15 protein-coding genes and 1 pseudogene are annotated in these 17,600 nt (G+C 60.9%); 7 read left to right on the top strand and 9 right to left on the bottom strand.

Annotated elements, in window-relative coordinates:
- Window positions 1-54: 54 nt before the first annotated feature.
- The 7 genes and pseudogenes from O9281_RS08425 to O9281_RS08455 all read left to right on the top strand — a co-directional run bounded on the left by O9281_RS08425 (window position 55) and on the right by O9281_RS08455 (window position 7,102).
- Window positions 55-1,137, top strand: coding sequence for an NAD/NADP-dependent octopine/nopaline dehydrogenase family protein (locus O9281_RS08425; RefSeq protein ID WP_298184544.1), 1,083 nt, complete (start codon window positions 55-57; stop codon window positions 1,135-1,137).
- Between the two features lie 2 nt (window positions 1,138-1,139).
- Entirely contained in the window at window positions 1,140-2,114 is a 975-nt protein-coding gene (locus O9281_RS08430; RefSeq protein ID WP_298184546.1) for a 3-hydroxybutyryl-CoA dehydrogenase, read from the top strand.
- A 2-nt stretch (window positions 2,115-2,116) separates the two neighbouring features.
- Entirely contained in the window at window positions 2,117-2,764 is a 648-nt protein-coding gene (locus O9281_RS08435) for a CoA transferase subunit B (protein WP_298184547.1), read from the top strand.
- 102 nt (window positions 2,765-2,866) lie between these two features.
- Complete coding sequence (hppD, locus tag O9281_RS08440) at window positions 2,867-3,967, top strand: 4-hydroxyphenylpyruvate dioxygenase (protein ID WP_298184549.1); 1,101 nt, start codon at window positions 2,867-2,869, stop codon at window positions 3,965-3,967.
- Window positions 3,964-4,512, top strand: coding sequence for a VOC family protein (locus tag O9281_RS08445; protein ID WP_298184551.1), 549 nt, complete (start codon window positions 3,964-3,966; stop codon window positions 4,510-4,512). The genes hppD and O9281_RS08445 overlap by 4 nt, the downstream gene beginning before the upstream one ends.
- Entirely contained in the window at window positions 4,509-5,786 is a 1,278-nt protein-coding gene (gene fahA / locus O9281_RS08450; RefSeq protein ID WP_298184553.1) for a fumarylacetoacetase, read from the top strand. Before O9281_RS08445 ends, fahA begins: the two co-directional genes overlap by 4 nt.
- Before the next feature lie 205 nt (window positions 5,787-5,991).
- Window positions 5,992-7,102, top strand: a pseudogene (locus O9281_RS08455) (P1 family peptidase).
- A 405-nt stretch (window positions 7,103-7,507) separates the two neighbouring features.
- On the opposite strand, the gene O9281_RS08460 reads toward O9281_RS08455, so the two are convergent.
- From O9281_RS08460 to O9281_RS08500, 9 genes are read right to left on the bottom strand one after another with little or no spacing between them, the layout of a single operon-like run.
- Window positions 7,508-7,888, bottom strand: coding sequence for a hypothetical protein (locus tag O9281_RS08460; protein WP_298184554.1), 381 nt, complete (start codon window positions 7,886-7,888; stop codon window positions 7,508-7,510).
- A complete protein-coding gene (locus tag O9281_RS08465; protein ID WP_298184555.1) occupies window positions 7,881-8,312 on the bottom strand; it encodes a zinc ribbon domain-containing protein in 432 nt (143 codons plus the stop codon). Before O9281_RS08465 ends, O9281_RS08460 begins: the two co-directional genes overlap by 8 nt.
- Window positions 8,309-9,505, bottom strand: coding sequence for a thiolase family protein (locus O9281_RS08470; protein ID WP_298184556.1), 1,197 nt, complete (start codon window positions 9,503-9,505; stop codon window positions 8,309-8,311). The genes O9281_RS08465 and O9281_RS08470 overlap by 4 nt, the downstream gene beginning before the upstream one ends.
- A complete protein-coding gene (locus O9281_RS08475; RefSeq protein WP_298184558.1) occupies window positions 9,502-11,037 on the bottom strand; it encodes an AMP-binding protein in 1,536 nt (511 codons plus the stop codon). Before O9281_RS08475 ends, O9281_RS08470 begins: the two co-directional genes overlap by 4 nt.
- Before the next feature lie 9 nt (window positions 11,038-11,046).
- A complete protein-coding gene (locus O9281_RS08480; protein WP_298184560.1) occupies window positions 11,047-12,036 on the bottom strand; it encodes an MDR family oxidoreductase in 990 nt (329 codons plus the stop codon).
- 15 nt (window positions 12,037-12,051) lie between these two features.
- Window positions 12,052-13,149: a M14 family metallopeptidase gene (locus O9281_RS08485; protein WP_298184562.1), complete on the bottom strand. Its 1,098-nt coding sequence runs from the start codon at window positions 13,147-13,149 to the stop codon at window positions 12,052-12,054.
- Complete coding sequence (locus O9281_RS08490) at window positions 13,149-14,639, bottom strand: aldehyde dehydrogenase family protein (protein ID WP_298184564.1); 1,491 nt, start codon at window positions 14,637-14,639, stop codon at window positions 13,149-13,151. Before O9281_RS08490 ends, O9281_RS08485 begins: the two co-directional genes overlap by 1 nt.
- On the bottom strand, window positions 14,636-16,255 hold the full coding sequence (locus O9281_RS08495) for a GMC family oxidoreductase (RefSeq protein WP_298184565.1): 1,620 nt from the start codon (window positions 16,253-16,255) through the stop codon (window positions 14,636-14,638). Before O9281_RS08495 ends, O9281_RS08490 begins: the two co-directional genes overlap by 4 nt.
- Window positions 16,256-16,258: 3 nt before the next feature.
- A complete protein-coding gene (locus O9281_RS08500; protein ID WP_298184567.1) occupies window positions 16,259-17,596 on the bottom strand; it encodes an MFS transporter in 1,338 nt (445 codons plus the stop codon).
- Window positions 17,597-17,600: the final 4 nt, after the last annotated feature.

Below are 17,600 nucleotides of genomic sequence, written 5' to 3' on the forward strand. Positions count from 1 at the left end.
CGCCCGCCGCCGGCCTGCGCTATGGCCACCTGACACGGTTACGGGAGATCGAGCATGGAAGTTGCAGTTCTTGGCGGGGGTCACGGTTGCTATGCAGCGGCGGCAGAGCTGTCAGAAAATGGGCACACCGTGCGCTTCTGGCGGCGTGGCGCAGAGGAATTCCAGGCGGTCCTGGAAGGCCGGAAAATCCGGGTCAAGGACTTCAAGGGCGAACGCGACATCGCAATTGCCCGTCCCACGACTGATCTTGGTGAAGCCATCAAGGGCGCCGAGGTGGTGGTCATCCCGCTTCCGGCAACCACCCAGGAATCGCTGGCGGCGGCTTGCGCTCCCTATTGGGAGGACGGCCAAGTTGTGTTCCTGCCGCCGGGCACATTCGGCAGCTACATCTATCTGAAAGCTGCACGCGATGCCGGCAACCAGGCCGATGTGACCTTCTGCGAAACCGGCACTCTGCCTTACCTGGCGCGCAAGCACGGTCCAGCCTATGTCATAACCTCGGGCTATGGCAAGCATCTGCCGACCGGCTGCATTCCGGCCCGCAACAGCGCTGCGGCCCTGGCAAAGCTGGCGCAGGTCTATCCCGCGATCCATCCGATCGAGGATGCGCTTTCGGGTGCACTGATGAACGCGGGCGGCATCATCCATCCGCCGCTGATCATGATGAACGCAGGCCCGCTTGAGCATTTCGAGCGCTGGGACATCCACAATGAGGGGACCCAGCCTGCGATCCGCCGGACGACCGATGCGCTCGATGCCGAACGGATCAGGATCCGCGAAACGCTTGGCTATGCCGCACCGCATTACCCACTGGCCGATCACTATGCGAAAGAGGGTGATGAATGGATGTATGGTCGCGGCGCGCACGATTCGCTGACTGACAGTGGCGACTGGCGCGAGCATATCGTGCTGACCGAGCATCGCTACATGCTTGAGGATACCCGCCTGGGGCTCTCCATGCTGAGCTCGGTCGGAAAATGGGCCGGGGTCGAGACTCCGCTCGTCAACGGGTTCCTGGCGATCGCCTCGGCCATCACGGGCCGCGACCTGTTTGCAGAGGGACGCACGCTGGAGAACCTCGGCTTGGCAGGGCTTAGCAGGGACCAGATGACCACTCTTATGCGCGACGGCATCTGACTATGGCCGATGTAGCCATTCTTGGGCTCGGCCGGATGGGCCGTGGAATTGCCGAGGCCTACGCCTTTGCGGGCAAGAGCGTGCTGATGGTCGACGTCAAACCCCGCGATGAGGCTGGCCGGCTGAAATTGTTTGCTGAGGCCCGCAAGGAAATCGCCGACGATTTGGTGTTTCTGGCTGGACTTGGAATTGGCTCGGCAGGAGCGCTGGAACCGGCCATGGCGCGGATATCGATGTGTGGCCGCGAGGAAGCTGAGGCAAAGCTTGGCAGTATCCCGCTGTTCTATGAAGGCGTGCCCGAAACAACCGAAGCCAAGCAGGAACTGTTCGCCTGGGCCTGCCAGCACGCGGCGAGCGATGCGGTGATGGCCTCAACGAGTTCGACCATGGCGGTCGATGATCTGGCCGCGATGGGGACCCAGCCCGAACGCTTCGTCAACGCCCACTGGCTCAATCCTGCCATGCTGATGCCCTTGGTCGAGGTCGCGCGCGGCACGCTCAGCAGCGACGCTGCGGTCAAAAGGCTGGTGGAAAGTCTCGCGGATATCGGCAAATCCCCGGTCGTGATGAAGAACTCGCCCGGCTACATCATCCCCCGTATTCAGGCGCTGGCCATGAATGAAGCCGCCCGACTAGTCGAGGAAGGCGTGGCATCGGTAGAGGACATCGACAAGGCCATCCGTCTGGGTTTTGGCATTCGCTATGCCGTTCTGGGGATGATCGAATTCATCGACTTTGGCGGCAATGACATCCTCTATTATGCCTCTGACTATCTCTCGAAGAATGTCGATGCCAACCGTTACCAGGCGCCCCAATCGGTGGTTGATAACATGAAATTGGGTCGCAACGGCATGCGCGATGGTGCCGGCTTCTATGATTGGAACGGCGTCGATGTTGCCGATTACCGTGCCAAGCGGCTGGGCGCCTTTGTCTCGCTGCTCAAGGCGCTCGACCTCACCCCCGGACGGAAGGCCTGACCATGCCCTGGACCCGCGACGAAATGGCCGCACGCGCCGCTCAGGAGCTGAAGGATGGCTTTTACGTCAACCTGGGCATCGGCATTCCCACCCTGGTCGCCAATCACGTGCCTCCGGGCGTTGAGGTGACCTTGCAATCGGAAAACGGCATGCTGGGGATCGGCCCGTTCCCTTATGAGGGCGAAGCCGATCCAGACCTGATCAATGCCGGCAAGCAGACTGTCAGCGAACTGCCCGATTCGGCCTATTTCGACAGCGCCGCCAGCTTCGCCATGATCCGCGGCGGTCATATTGACCTTGCCGTGCTTGGAGCAATGGAAGTGTCTCAGAACGGCGACATCGCCAACTGGATGGTGCCGGGCAAGATGATCAAGGGCATGGGCGGCGCGATGGACCTGGTCGCCGGCGTCAAGAAGATCATCGTGGTGATGGAACACTGCGCCAAGGACGGCAGCCCCAAGTTTATCCCTGAGTGCACCTTGCCACTGACGGGGCGCAATGTGGTCGACATGGTGATCACCGAGCTTGCCGTGTTCCAGCGTCCCGATCACGCCAGTCCGTTCGCATTGATCGAGCTGGCTCCGGGCGTGAACCTGGATGATATCGCGGCGCTGACGGCAGCGGAATACGAGGTCGCAGTCCAAGATTGATCCAGCAGTAGGATTGCTCGCTTTTGCATAAGTCCGGGCTCTTGCATCGAGACCTCATCCGGATATAGTTTCTCTTGTAACTATATCCGGAGGTTGAACCCAATGTCCGATCTGTTCGAAAATCCGCTTGGCCTCGACGGCTTCGAATTCATTGAATTCTGCGCGCCAAAAAAGGGCCTGCTGGAACCGGTCTTTGCCAGCATGGGTTTCACCCTGATCGCGCAGCACCGCTCCAAGGATGTGCAGCTATGGCGCCAGGGCGGGATCAACCTCATCGCCAACTACGAACCGCGCAGTCCTGCGGCTTATTTCGCTGCCGAGCATGGCGCTTCGTGCTGCGGCATGGGCTGGCGGGTGCGCGATGCGAAGAAGGCTTATGAACTGGCGCTGGAACGCGGGGCCGAGCCGGTTGAAGGGGCGACCGGGGTGATGGAACTGCGCCTGCCCGCGATCCGCGGGATTGGCGGCTCGATCATCTACCTGGTCGATCGCTACGCCGGGCAGGAAGCAGGCGACCTGTCAATCTATGACATCGATTTCGTTTATCTGCCGGTGGTTGATCGCAATCCGGTCGGTGCAGGCTTCCACACCATCGATCACCTGACCCACAACGTCTATGGCGGCCGCATGGTTCACTGGGGCGGCTTTTACGAACGCGTCTTTGGTTTTCGCGAGATCCGTTTCTTCGACATCAAGGGCGAATATACCGGGCTGACCAGCCGGGCGATGACCGCGCCTGATGGCAAGATCCGCATCCCGCTTAACGAGGAAGGCAAGGCCGGCGGCGGACAGATCGAGGAATTCCTGCGCCAGTACAACGGCGAGGGGATCCAGCACATCGCCTTTGCCTGCGATGATCTTCCGCATTGCTGGGACAAGCTGAAAGCGCTGGGAACCCCGTTCATGACTGCGCCGCCCGCAACCTATTACGAGATGCTGGGCGAGCGCCTGCCCGGCCACGGCGAGCCGGTCGAGGAACTGCAGAAGCGCGGAATCCTGCTTGATGGGTCGACCGAAAAGGGCGACCCGCGGCTGCTGCTGCAGATCTTCTCGGAAACGGTGGTCGGCCCGGTGTTCTTTGAATTTATCCAGCGCAAAAAGGATGAAGGCTTTGGCGAGGGCAATTTCAAGGCGCTGTTTGAAAGCATCGAGCGCGACCAGATCGCCCGCGGTGCCTTGCAAGTGGAAGGAGCCGCGCAGTGACCGCCCCCAGCCTCAAGCGCATCCACCACGTCGCCTATCGCTGCCGCGACGCGAAAGAGACGGTCGACTGGTACGCCCGCGTGCTGGGCATGACCTACACCACCGCTTTTTCGGAGGACAAGGTCCCCTCGACCGGCGAAGACGATCCCTACATGCACGTCTTCCTCGATTGCGGGGGCGGTAACGTGCTGGCCTTTTTCGAACTGCCGCAGCAGCCCGAGATGGGCCGCGATACGAACACCCCGGCCTGGGTCCAGCACCTGGCTTTCGAAGTGGAAGATCTGGACGCGCTGCTCGCCGCAAAGGAGCATATCGAGGCCCAAGGCATCGAAGTGCTGGGGCCGACCTATCACGGTATTTTCCGGTCGATCTATTTCTTCGATCCCAACGGCCACCGGCTGGAACTGGCCTGCAATATCGGCACCAGCGAACAACATGCCGAACTGCGCGCAGTGGCCCCGGCTATGCTGAACGAATGGGCCGCAACCAAGCGCGCCCCGCGCCACGCCGCCTGGCTGCACGAGGATCCCGGAGCAGATCAGTGATCGATCATACCCATGATATCGCCGCATCAAGCTGGGTACCGGGTGCAGATAGCCATGCCGATTTCCCGATACAAAACTTGCCGCTTGGCGTGTTCGACCCTGGCTCTGAAGAAGCGCGGATCGGTGCGGCGATCGGTGATTGGATAGTCGATCTGGGTGCGCTTGCCGCCGAGTTTTCGCAGCACATCCGCCCGCCCCTCGGCACTGACACTCTCAATGCCATATTCAGCCAGCCAGCTGACACGCGCCGCGCGCTGCGGCACCGCTTGTTCGCCCTGCTGAGCGACGAAGCTCACAGCAACTTGGTCGAACCGCATTTGCATCGGCAAGTCGACGTGCGCATGCGCCTACCGTTCCAGATCGGCGACTACACCGATTTCTATGTCGGCATTCACCATGCGACGAATATCGGCAAACTGTTCCGCCCAGACAATCCATTGCTGCCCAACTACAAATTTGTCCCCATTGGCTATCACGGGCGTGCGTCAAGCGTTCGTGTATCAGGCGAGCCGGTTGTAAGGCCGTGGGGGCAATGCAAGCCAATTGATGCTGCCGAACCTGCTTATGGTCCAAGCCAAAGGCTCGACTATGAGCTGGAGATGGGTGTCTGGATCGCAGGTGAGAACCAGCTGGGCTCCCCGGTTTCGATCGCTGCCGCCGCAGATCGAATTGGCGGGCTGTGTCTGCTCAATGACTGGTCCGCGCGAGACCTGCAGGCTTGGGAATACCAGCCGCTCGGCCCCTTCCTGTCGAAGAGTTTTCTAACCACGGTATCCCCGTGGGTTGTAACCGCTGAGGCGCTCGAACCGTTCCGAATCGCACAACCCGCCCGTCTCGAAGGCGATCCCAAGCCGCTCCCCTATCTTTGGGACGAATTCGACCAGCAAGCGGGTGCCTTTGCGATCACCTTGGCGGTCGAAATCAGGACCGCCCGTATGCGCGACGCAGGCTTGAACGCACATCGGCTGTCCTCCGGCCCGCTCAGCAACATGTACTGGACCGCAGCCCAGATGATTGCGCATCACACCGCCAACGGCTGTAACCTCAAACCTGGCGATCTGCTCGGCACCGGCACGATTTCGGGGCCAAACCGCGATGCGTATGGCAGCCTGATGGAAATTGCTGCTGGCGGTACGCAGCCCCTGGCCCTGCCGGGAGGCGAGGAGCGCTGTTTTCTCGAGGATGGCGACGAACTATCCTTGCGTGCGTCTGCCGATCGCGAAGGCTATCGCTCGATCGGTTTCGGGCCCTGTTCGGGTAGGGTGCAGGGATGATGGGTTGCTATGAGACTCTCGACATTCCCGATCATTGCCTATTCCCTTCCTCCAAGGCCATAACGAGACTTTCAGGATTGTCGCCATTGAGAAGAGAGATTCCATGCACGCTCCGAAATGGACATTCCATTCGTTCCTTCTTCTCTTGCTGGTTAGCATCCCGCCCATGACTATCGCGCAATCTACGAATCCGGCTGCCGAGCCCATGCGGGCAAGAGATCTGGGTGTCCCTTTCGACGGCAATCCGGGACCGCTCAATGCCATCACCGATGTGCCGGGGGTAGAGGTCGGCCACACCACACTGATATCGGGTAATGGCAAGCTGGTGACCGGCAAGGGTCCGGTGAGAACGGGCGTTACCGCTATCCTGCCCCGCGGCAAGACCCTACGCAGGCTGGTTTTCGCTCAATGGCAACGGCGAGATGACGGGCACGACCTGGATTGAGGAATCCGGCTGGCTGGAAGGTCCGGTGATGATCACCAACACCCACAGCGTCGGCACGGTTCGCGACGCAACCATCGAATGGGCCCATAAGAAGAAGTTTTTCCAGCCGCTCGCCAACGAGCCCAATACCTTCTGGATGCTGCCAGTCGTCGCCGAGACCTACGATGGTGATCTGAACGACATCAACGGCTTTCACGTCACCAAAGAGCATACCTTCGCCGCGCTCGACAATGCGAAACCGGGCCCGGTTGCCGAAGGCAATGTGGGCGGCGGCACCGGCATGATGACCCACGGATTCAAGGGCGGCATCGGAACTTCGTCACGCGTGGTCACGCTTGATGGCAAGACCTACACCGTGGGAATTCTGGTCCAATCCAACTATGGCATCCGGGATACATTCACCGTTGCCGGAGTTCCGGTTGGCCGTGAGATTTCCGATCTGACAACCACTTATGGTGATCACAACCAGGAGAATGGATCGATTATCATCGTGGTCGCAACCGATGCTCCGCTGTTGCCGCACCAACTCAAGCGCCTGGCGCAGCGCGCGGCGATGGGGATTGCCCGCAACGGTTCCTATGCTTCAAACGGATCGGGTGACATCTTCATTGCCTTCTCTACCGCGAACCCAGGCGCCTGGAGTCGGGAAAAATCTGCAGAGGTAACCAGCCTCGCCAATGATTCGATGAGCTTGCTGTTTCGGGCTACCGTGGAAGCCACTGAAGAAGCCGTGATCAATGCCATGGTCGCAGCACGGACGATGACAGGCATCAACGGCAACACTGCTCATGCCCTTCCGCACGACAGGCTGCGGGGCGCTCTTCGCAAGTATGGCCGCCTCAACGAACCGAAAAATCCAGCGAAACGATAGGGCTTTTGCCTTGCGCAAATGATCGTCGGGCAACGCTGTCCACAGACCAAAATCGGCCTAGTCTCGGTGGGTCAATCTAGGTCGGAAAGACTCTAAGACCTGCCCCCACGGAAGTGATGCCAATCGTCCTGTCGTTACAGGTTGCTCCGAACCGCGAAACGCCTTCAAGCTCTGGTTCCGTTTGCAGCAAATTTCGCAACCTTCGCATTGCTCGAAGCGTCTGGAATCAAGGGCTCGCGTAAGGATTGCGTCACTTGAGGAGTGCTTTGGCGGCGAGGGTAGGCGCAGGTGCAATTTTTCAACCAATTGAACAGTCGATTGATTTCTTCGGGGCTTGGTCTGTGCGCTCCACAGTGGCTGCAAGCCTCTCCGGTCTCTCCAGGAAAGTATTGCAGGATCACGAAATCAAGCGAATTGCAGCAGTAGCAGCCAAAGATAGGCGACGGTCAAAGACGTGAATGAGAGCAAGGTAACGATCCGGAACCAGGCTCGGCTTGCGCAGGCATCATTGGTAAAGGCCAGAAACAGGAAAATCTGCGCGTTCATCCAGCTGCCGAAAGTGAACAGGCCAACCAATATGGGTCCGCCCTTGGCCACATAGCCAGCGAGGACGATGTGCAAAATCCCCATAAAGATATCGTCGATATGCGATTGCAGCAGGCGCGCACGACCGGGGATCACCCGCTGCAAAAATGCCGATTGGCGGTGGAGGTAGATCGGCCAGCCCAGCAACACCGCAAAGGTCAGCTGGATTAGGCCAGAGGTTTCGACAATCCACTCAAGCATTTCCGGTCACCTCTGGTCGAGCTCCAAACACCGTCCCGTTCGCATAGCGCAGCGCCACCAGTTCCAACCGGCTGTCGAGCGGCGCGGTCTGTGCGTCTTCCACCAACCAGCACAGGAACCGTAGCCCTGCATCATGATCAATGATGCCGACATCAAGCGGGGCTGCTTCAATAAAGGCTTCTGGAACCACATGAATGCGCGTGCGGGAATAGAGCGTTCCACCGGCGGACAGGATTTGCCATTCCGTGCGTTGGCCCAAACAGTCGGGGCAATCGGGACGGGGGGGGAAGGACAGCCTGCCGCAATCGGCGCAGCGCGTTGTTTGCAGTACGCCCTGATCCAGCCCTTCCCAGAACCAGCGGGTCAGCTGGCTGTGACGCGGGAGGCGCGGCAGCTTACCCGTACATTTTATCACCGCGATCATGGTCCAATACCTTCAAGCATATGGGCCAGAGCGAGATTGTAATTGCCGCCTTCGCAAGTGTGCAGCGCGCGGCGCGCGCCCGTAACCTGCCGCGCCCTTGCCCTGCCCGTCACCTGCTCAGCGCATTCGAGCAAGCCGTAAAGACCGGTTAGAGAGGGAGGGTGGCCGCGCGCGAGGCAACCGCCAGATGTATTGACTGGACGCGCACCGCCGAGCCCACTGATGCCGTCGCGCGCGGCCCTGCAGCCTTCACCCTTGGCAAACAGGCCTATGGCTTCGGTGACGAGCGCCTCGGTGATCGAACAGGGTGCGTACAGCTCAAACAGGTCCACTGCCTCCAGCGCGCAGTCCGCATCCGCCAGGCAGTCACCCACCGCCTGCTGCGCTGCTGGAAAAGCCGTGATGTCATGGGCGCGGTCCCCGATTTGGAAATGCCCGTCATGGGCATAGCCGCGTCCCGACAATCTGGCATAGCGCGCGCCTTTATGCGCCACCAGATCCTCGCGTGCCAGCACGAGGCAGATGGCGCCGTCGGCCTGGGCCGGAACATCATGCCGCCCCAAGGGGTCGACAATGCGATCCGCTGACAGAATTTCGTCCAACGTGAGGGGTGTGCGGAACTGCGCCAACGGATTGTCGGCAGCAAAGGCGCGCGACTTGAGGACGATCGCAGCAAGATCGGCTGGTGTCTGTCCGGTTTCGTGCAGATAGCGCGCGGCATCAAGGCCGTACCAGCTGATTGGCGTCAGGCCATAGATTGACTGGAAATCGACATCGCCAACAACACGGTTGCCCCGTTCCATCGCCACCGGCACCCGCTCGTTCGACTGATAGCAAAGGCCCAACGCCAGCGCATAGTCGCTGCGACCCAGCCGGATCGTGTCGGCAGCCATGTCAAAGGCCAACCCACCCGTCAGCCCCATGATGCCAACCTCGGCCAGCATCGCCCGGCATTTGAGGCCAAGCCGCGAGGCCATCTGCACGGCAAAGCCCAATTGTTCGGTTGAAGGCGGGTTGCTGGCAAACAATGCGGCACCCACCTGATCGGGGCCAATGCCTGCCATGGCCAGCGCATCGCGCACGACCGGAAACAGCCGGTCGGCTTCGGGAACTATGCCCCGCGCACCCGGCCCAGGCATGTATTTGCCAACGCGCAGCGCCGACCATCCGGCGATGGCAACGCCGTGCGTCATCTTGCCCTTTCCAGTTCCGCCAGCCATTCATCGCGCAGCAGACGTTTGCGCACCTTGCCAGAATCTTCGCGCGGCAGGGCGTCAATCGCGCGGATCAGCTTGGGCAATTTGAAGTCGGCCAATCGCTCTTTGAGGAAAGCGCGCAGTTCCGTCTCCGCCACGGGCGCGCGATATTGCAGCACGGCAGCTACCTGTTCGCCAAACTCGGCATGGGGCAGACCAAACACGGCAGCATCGGCGACAGCGGGATGGCCAAGCAATGCTGCCTCGATTTCCGCCGGATAGATATTGACCCCGCCTGACAGGACCATGTCGGTCCGCCGATCGCTGATCGTCAGAAAGCCGTCGGCATCGAGCGCCCCAATGTCGCCCGTCACAACAAAGCCGTTACGGCGCAGCGATGCAGTCTTCTCCGGCGCATTGTGGTAATAGACAGCGTCCGTTCCCGCATGGCGCACGCAAATGTCTCCGGCCATGCCTGTCGGCAGATCTGCACCACCTTCATCCATGATGCGGATATCGACGCCCGGGGCAGCGCGACCGACCGAGCCGGGATGGGCGAGCCATTCGGCAGAGGTGCTGCAGGCGACGATGCCCAATTCGGTCATCGCGTAATATTCACGCACTACTGGCCCCAACCAGTCAATCATCGCGCGCTTCACGTCGCTTGGACAAGGTGCGGCGCCATGGGTGATGGCAACCAGACTCGACAGGTCATGGCGGCGGCGCACCTGATCGGGCAAGGCCAGCAGCCGGTTGAACATGGTTGGCACCATGTGCAGATGCGAGACGCGGTGCTGCTCTATCAGCGCAAGCAGTTCGGCAGCATCAAAGCGCGGTTGCAGGATCACCATGCCGCCCAGCCGCAGCGCATTGGTCGCATAGGCAAAAGGCGCGCTGTGATAGAGCGGGCCGGTCATCACCGTGGCCGTCACTTTGCCATCGGCCAAGCCAAACGCCGTCACGGTTCGCTCGGTCACTGCGACCTGAACGTCGGGCGGCAGGGTTTCGCGCTTGACTGCCTTGGGATGGCCGGTTGTTCCCGACGTGTAGAAGAGCGCAGGCGGCGGTGCAGGATGGGCTTCTTCCCATGACTCCGCGACTTGCGCCGCCTCACTGAGCGCCACGTCGCCAGCGCGCAGCGAGCATTGCGCCTCGCTCAAGCCGTAGGCGGCGGCGATCTCCGGCGCGACGGCTTCGATGAAGACTGGTCTATCGCCAAAGGCGGCGCGCATCGCGTCTGTTGCCAGATCGGCATGGGCGATCACGACCTTGGGCGCGCAATCGGCTATGATATAAGCGACTTCTGCAGGTTTCAGATGCCAGTTGACCGGCGTGATGCAGGCCCCAAGCCGCCGCGCTGCTTCGTTAAAGACGAAATAGCCAAAGCCATTGCGCGCGAGCAGAGCAACCACATCGCCCGCGCCCACGCCATGTTCGGCGAGTACGCGCGCCGCGCCCTTGGCTGCCGCAGTCAGCGCGCTTCGGCTGAGGCTGCGCTCTCCCGACAGGATCGCGATCGTGTCTGTCACATCCCTTCCTTAGCGGTTCACATCGATGACGATACGGCCACGCAGCTGCCCGTCGAGCAACTGGGTGGCAAGCTTGGGAAGATCAGACATCGACCGGATGTCGAACACGGCCGCCAGTTCGGCAGGGGCAACCAGCCGGGCCAGGTCGTCCCATGCCCGTTGCCGCCGGGGTTGGGCAGCCATCACCGAATCCACCCCGCGCAGCGTCACCCCGCGCAAGATGAAGGGCATTACGGTGGTGGGTAGATCGGCGCCCCCAGCAAGCCCGCAGGCCGCGACAATGCCTTCATAGCGGGTCTGCGCCAGCATCGTCGCCAATGTCTTACTGCCCACACAGTCGATCCCCGCGGCCCATACTTCCTTTTCAAGCGGGCGCGGATCGCGGTCCAGTTCGGCCCGGTCGATCACATCGACCGCGCCCAGTTCGCGCAGATAGGGTTCGGTTTCGGGTCGTCCGCTCACCGCGACAGCTTGATAGCCCAGCTTGGCGAGCAGCAGCAGAGCGACCGAGCCAACGCCGCCCGAGGCGCCCGAAACGCAAATCCGCCCGTCACCCGGTGTTACGCCGTGATCCTGCAAAGCGTGCACGCATAGCATCGCGGTATAGCCCGCTGTGCCGATCGCCATGGCCTGCTCCGGTGCAAAGGCCTCGGGCAAGCGCACCAGCCAGTCCGATGAAACGCGCTGGTATTGGCTGTAGCCGCCCCAGACAGTCTCTGACATGCCAAAGCCGTTGATCACCACACGGTCGCCCGCCTTCCAGTCTTGATGCGCCGATTCCGCGATCGTGCCCGCAAGATCGATCCCGCACACCATCGGCATGGACCGGCAAATCTTGCCGCGTCCCGACACCGCCAGCGCATCCTTATAATTGAGCGAGGAGTAATCGATCTTCACCAGCACATCGCGGTCCGGCAGATCGTCGAGCGTCAGCGTTTCCAGCGTCCCTTGTGAGCGGCGGTCCACTTCGCGGGCAACGATGGCATTGAATTCAGTCATCGGTATTTCTCTTCTTTAGTCTTCAACAAGACCAGCAATCGCCTGCCGGATCGCGTGTCTCGATTTGTCCCACACAGTGGCCCGCCATTCGGCATCATCGGGGTTGAAATGCCTGGCGAGCGCCGCTTTGATTGCCCGCGCTTCGGCGGGGTCGCAGTCCCCATTGTTGCTGTTGAGCCAATGTTCCTGGCCCAGTGCCTCGGACCCCCGGTCGAGGGGATAGGTTCCAAATTCGAGCACGACAGCGGTAACCTCAACACTCGGCAATGCGGCCTCATATCCGTCGCTGCTATGGCCGGTGACGGGATAGTACCCGGGATCATCCTGATCGGGATCGTTGGGTGCCAGAACGGCATCGCCGTACCAGCGCCGTGCACGCGCCAGCCCTTCGCCGGTATGAACCACGACACCAAGCAATTCGCCCCAAGGTCCGATGCCGCTGTGATAGTCCAGCGTCGCTACGCGCCGCGCAGGACCGCCATGCTCGCGCAACAACCCGCTGATCGTGCGGTTGGTCCATTCCGCAGATTGGCCGCCATAGAAAACGCCGTCGGGATAGGCATATTGCCCCCCAAATTGCGCCGCGTTGAACCGCGCATCGCCCCATTCAGCACGTAAGGCGGTCAATACGGCACGTGCACTGTCACCTGCCTCACCCGGCCGATCGGCGTCGGCCAAATGCGGATGGAGCCGAGGATAGTCGGCATTTCCCGGTAGAGGCCGCGTAAAGTCCAAAAAGTTGCGGCATGGGTCGACATTGTTCTCGTTGACCCGGCGACCATGCGCCGATCCCCATGGATTGATCGCATGCACCAGCAACACGGCCATCCCGTCCGGCAAGCTGGAGAAATACCCGCTCGCGATCAACGCCGCCTGACACATGGAGCCGCAATACAGCTCTACCCCGTGCATGCCTGATGTGAGCACAAGCAGCTTGTCGGCGTCGTGCGGGCCAATCCGAACGGCATCGGTCGCTAACTCATCGCCTTCGGGGCCGCGCAGGGGATGGACGATGCTCTGGACAGAAAGCCCGTTCTGCTCAGCGGCTTTCAGGAAGAGCCCGCGCGCGGTGCGATAGTCATGCGCGAACCAGGGCTCGATCTCTGCTAACATCAGTCGCCAAACACATATTGGATGGACTTGAGGCGCGTGTAGGCGTCAAACCCGACCATGCCGCCTTCGGCGCCAAAGCCTGATTGCTTCCACGGTTCGGATGCATGCGCTTGCCAGCAGCCCGGCTTATTGCTGATCGCCGAATTGATCGCGACCCTACCTGCCTCCAGGGCATCGCCCAGCCGGTGCGCGCGTGCAAAATCGGTGGTCCAGGCGGTGGCGGCCAGTCCATAGTCGCTGTCGTTGGCAAGCCGCAGTGCCTCGTCTTCGCTGTCGAAGCGGGCAAGAGCAATGACGGGACCGAAGATTTCCTCGCGCATCAACGCATTGTCGGCAGGCACATCGACGAACAAAGTCGGGCCGACATAATATCCGCCTTCAGGCGCGGCGGCCTTGCGACCATCGAGCAGTAATTTTGCTCCAGAAGCTTCGCCGGCTGCGATCGCCGCGCAGACCTTTTCATATTGCGCCTTGCTCGCGAGTGGTCCGAAGGCGCAGCCGCCGCTATGGGGATGCGCAGGCTGGATCGATTTCAGATGAACGAGCAGAGCCTCGATCAGCCCATCTGCCGCGCCGCGCTCGACATAGAGGCGTGAGCGCGAGACGCAGACTTGCCCCTGGTTCCACAGAGCAGCACCGCTACAGGCCTGGGCAAGCGCAGTCGCGCCCAGGCTGGCAATGGCATCTGCAAAGACGATTTGTGGCGATTTTCCGCCGCACTCAAGCAAAACCGGTTTGAGTGATTGCGCTGCTGCGGCCGCCATCACCTTGCGGCCGGTCGCGGTGGAGCCGGTGAAGGTCACCATGTCCACGCCCGGATGGCTGACCAGCCAATTGCCAACTTCGGGTCCGCCCGTGACGACACTGATGACGCCGTCCGTAATCCCCGCCTGCTGCGCGAGTTCCGCCAGCAGCAGGGTCGAACCGGAAGCGATCTCAGACGGTTTGAGGACGATGCAATTACCGGTCGCCAAGGCCGGGCCGGTCTTTAGCGCGGCATTGATGATGGGGAAATTCCACGGCACAATTGCACCGACAACGCCGCGCGGCAGACGCTGCTGCACCTCCAGCCTGCCGACCTCATGCGGTGCGGTCGCGCCCAGCCTTTTGTCGATCGCTTGCGCCGCATAAGCGATGAAGCCCGCCGCGACATGCGCATCGAAAACCGCATCGCCCATCGGCTTGCCCATTTCGATGCTGTCGAGCCGGCCTAATTCCTCAGCATGGGCCGACACCAGCCGCGCCAATTCGAGCAATTGCGCCTGGCGCTCGCCGCTGCTCAGATTGCGCCAGCCCGCGTCCCACGCGGCGCGCGCCGCTTGAACGGCGGCATCTACGTCACTTTGTGAACAAAGCGGCAGCGATTGGCCGGTCTTGCCATCGGCCGGATTAAGCCGATCCATTTCGCCAGCACCTCCTGCCTGCCGAGCTCCGCCAAAGAAGGGGCGCAAGTCAGTGGCAGTTCCAGTCAGCTTGATTTCGGCGTTCATTGCACGGTCTCCGGCGTCTTGGCCTGTTGCTTGATCAAGTCAGCGCCCCTTTCGCCGATCATGATCGCGCTAGCGTTGATGTTGCCCGCTGGCAGCGTCGGCATCACTGATGCGTCCACCACCCAAAGCCCGGAAACGCCGCGCACCCGCAACTCCGGATCAACCACCGACGCAGGATCGCTTCCCATCCGGCAGCTGCAGGAGACATGGTACATCGGGAAAGCGAATTGCCGGATATAGCGTTCCAGCTCAGCATCGCTTTCAACTTCTGCGCCCGGCAGCCGCTCATCGACCAACACATCACGGAACGGTTCGGCATTGGCAATCTTGCGCAAAATGCGGCAACCCGCCACCATCTGATCGACTTCGCTCTGCTCGCCGAGCAAAGGGTAGTTGATCAGCGGCTTGTCCTTGGGGTCGGCCGATTTGAGTCTCACGGTCCCGCGCGATTCCGGGCGAGCGAGCCCCACGGCAAGGCCAACGCTGGGCTTGTTGTAGAGTTTTGGTCCGCGCTCGTCGAAATCGTAGGAAAAAGGCGAAATGATGAGCTGCACATTGGGTGCAGCATAACGATCATCGGTCTTCACCAGCGCCTGGGCATGGCCGATCCCGGTGGTCAGCGGCCCGCGCCCGCGAAAGATGAAATTCATCCCGTGAAGCAGGTCGGAAACGGGATTGCGGTTCGCTCCCAGCGACGGCTTGTTGACGTGAAAACTCATGATGACCGCAGGATGCTCCTGCAGATTTGCACCGACGTCGGGGCTGTCCACCACCATTGGGATCTCGTGTTGCGCCAGTTCCTCGGCAGGCCCAATGCCCGATAACAGCAGCAATTTGGGCGAAGCGATCGCTCCCGCTGACAGCACCACGCCCTTGCGTGCGCGTACTTCCATCCCACGGCCATTTTTCGAATAGCGCACGCCGACCGCGCGACCACCCTCGATGATTATCCGTTCGACGAAGGCTTTCAATTCCAAAGTGAAATTGGCCCGCTTGCCCTTGATACCGCGGATATAGGCCTGCGCCGTTGAATGCCGCCAGCCGTCCTTTTGCGATGCATCGCAATAGCCCACGCCTTCCTGGCTCGCACCGTTCAGATCATCATTGCGCGGAATGCCAATTTTCTCCGCCGATTTGACCCAGAGGTCGGTCAACTCATTGGGTACGCGCGTGCGATCAACATGCTGCGGGCCCTGGCCGCCACGCCAATCGTCACTGCCCAGCGCATAGCTTTCCATCTTGCGGAAATAGGGCAGGACGCCGGCATAGTCCCAGCCTGTGGCCCCATTCTGTGCCCACAGGTCATAGTCCCAGGCATTCCCCCGCACGAACATCATGCCGTTGATCGAACTGCCGCCGCCCAGCACTTTGCCGGCCGGCCAGATGTCCACACGGCCATCGCGTGATGGATCGGGCTCGACGTCATACATCCAGTTGAACTTTGGGCTGGCGATGGCCAGCGCGCTGCCCGCCGGGATGCGCGTAAAGGGGTGCATATCGCTGCCCCCCGCTTCAAGAAGGAGCACCGATGTGCCCGAATCTTCGCTCAGCCGGTTGGCGACAACAGCCCCCGCTGAGCCGCCACCGATGATGATATAATCAAATTGCTTGAACATGTTTCACGCTCTGATTTCTGAACGCCGGGCCGAACGGGCGAGCCAACGCTGCACAACGCCAAGCCGACGCTGATCGAGAGGATAGGTGAAGAGCAGCCATGCGGCTGGAACCAGCGCCGCCGCTGGGAGCAGCAATGTCACCGCCACCAGAGCCTCGCTGCCCTCACCCGTATTCGGGTCAAACCCCAACAACTGCATCAGGGGAAGGGCAACACCGACGCTCAGTGCCAGCGCGAACTTCACCATCAGGTTATAGATTGCCATATACATGCCCGATTGGTCGCCTCCGCCCTTGAAACGGCCAAGGTCCACCGCATCGGCGACCAGCGCGGTTGGCAGCACCCAGATCGGCGAAATGGTGATGCCGAGCAGGCCAAACATCAACATGACCGCAGTCTTGTCTCCGGTCGGCATCAGCGCGAGCAATGGCAAGGACAGACTGACCAGCAGAGCAGCCAAACCCAGCGTCTTGTGCTTGCCCCAGCGGTTCGCGAGGCGGATCAACAGCGGGTTGAAGACCAGGCCAACCGCAAATTGGACCAGCACCAACTGCAGAAAGATAGAGGTCGGCAGTTTCAACTGGTGCTGGATCACCAGCAGCACGCCTGCGTTATAGATGTGCAGTCCAAGCCACAGCAGGAATGCCGCGACGTTAAGGCGCAGAAAGGCGCGATTGCGCTGCAACGCAGCCAACGTTTCCTTTAACGTTGGCACATGGCTTTCGGCTGGTTTTGGTTCGGGCACTTTCCAAAGCAACAGCAAGGCCGTTATCGGCAGGATGATCAGCGACATCTGGAAAAACAATTCCAGAATCTGCCCGATGCTCGGATTACCCGATGTGAAAACCAGCACAGGTATTGCCGTAGCCAATATGGTGCCGACAAACATCGCGCTTTCGCGATAGCCAACGATGCGGCTGCGCTCGGCATAGTCCGAGGACAATTCCGCACCAAGCGAAAGGTAGGGGATCTGCACACCGGTCCACAGCACGTAAAAGAGAAAGATCGACACCAGCAAATAGCCGATGCTCTTGCCGCCTTCGCTCCCGGGCACGAACAACCACCACGCGGTAAGCAGCAGAAACGGCACCCCCACCGCGATCCAGGGCTTGCGGCGCCCCCAGCGGGTGTTGGTCTTGTCACAAAAGTAGCCGATCAAGGGATCGATAAAGGCATCCCACAGGCGCGCCGCGAAGAAGGCCGCGCCAACCGCCGCAAGCGACAGTCCCGTCTCAGTTGCGTAAAAGGCCGGGATATAGACGATGAGCGCAAAGGTCATCATCGATAGCACGATGGCAGGGCCTGCGTAGATCAGACTTCGAGCGGTACTGCTTTCCATCATGCGA

This window comes from Novosphingobium sp. (assembly GCF_027531025.1).
Lineage (GTDB): Bacteria > Pseudomonadota > Alphaproteobacteria > Sphingomonadales > Sphingomonadaceae > Novosphingobium.

What these genes read in the sequence shown, in the direction of transcription:
- O9281_RS08495 (WP_298184565.1), bottom strand. Translation starts at nt 16,255, where the DNA reads ATGTTCAAGCAATTTGATTATATCATCATCGGTGGCGGCTCAGCGGGG.
- O9281_RS08460 (WP_298184554.1), bottom strand. Translation starts at nt 7,888, where the DNA reads ATGCTTGAGTGGATTGTCGAAACCTCTGGCCTAATCCAGCTGACCTTT.
- O9281_RS08490 (WP_298184564.1), bottom strand. Translation starts at nt 14,639, where the DNA reads ATGAACGCCGAAATCAAGCTGACTGGAACTGCCACTGACTTGCGCCCC.
- O9281_RS08485 (WP_298184562.1), bottom strand. Translation starts at nt 13,149, where the DNA reads ATGTTAGCAGAGATCGAGCCCTGGTTCGCGCATGACTATCGCACCGCG.
- O9281_RS08470 (WP_298184556.1), bottom strand. Translation starts at nt 9,505, where the DNA reads ATGACGCACGGCGTTGCCATCGCCGGATGGTCGGCGCTGCGCGTTGGC.
- hppD (WP_298184549.1), top strand. Translation starts at nt 2,867, where the DNA reads ATGTCCGATCTGTTCGAAAATCCGCTTGGCCTCGACGGCTTCGAATTC.
- O9281_RS08430 (WP_298184546.1), top strand. Translation starts at nt 1,140, where the DNA reads ATGGCCGATGTAGCCATTCTTGGGCTCGGCCGGATGGGCCGTGGAATT.
- O9281_RS08480 (WP_298184560.1), bottom strand. Translation starts at nt 12,036, where the DNA reads ATGACTGAATTCAATGCCATCGTTGCCCGCGAAGTGGACCGCCGCTCA.
- O9281_RS08500 (WP_298184567.1), bottom strand. Translation starts at nt 17,596, where the DNA reads ATGATGGAAAGCAGTACCGCTCGAAGTCTGATCTACGCAGGCCCTGCC.
- O9281_RS08465 (WP_298184555.1), bottom strand. Translation starts at nt 8,312, where the DNA reads ATGATCGCGGTGATAAAATGTACGGGTAAGCTGCCGCGCCTCCCGCGT.
- O9281_RS08435 (WP_298184547.1), top strand. Translation starts at nt 2,117, where the DNA reads ATGCCCTGGACCCGCGACGAAATGGCCGCACGCGCCGCTCAGGAGCTG.
- O9281_RS08425 (WP_298184544.1), top strand. Translation starts at nt 55, where the DNA reads ATGGAAGTTGCAGTTCTTGGCGGGGGTCACGGTTGCTATGCAGCGGCG.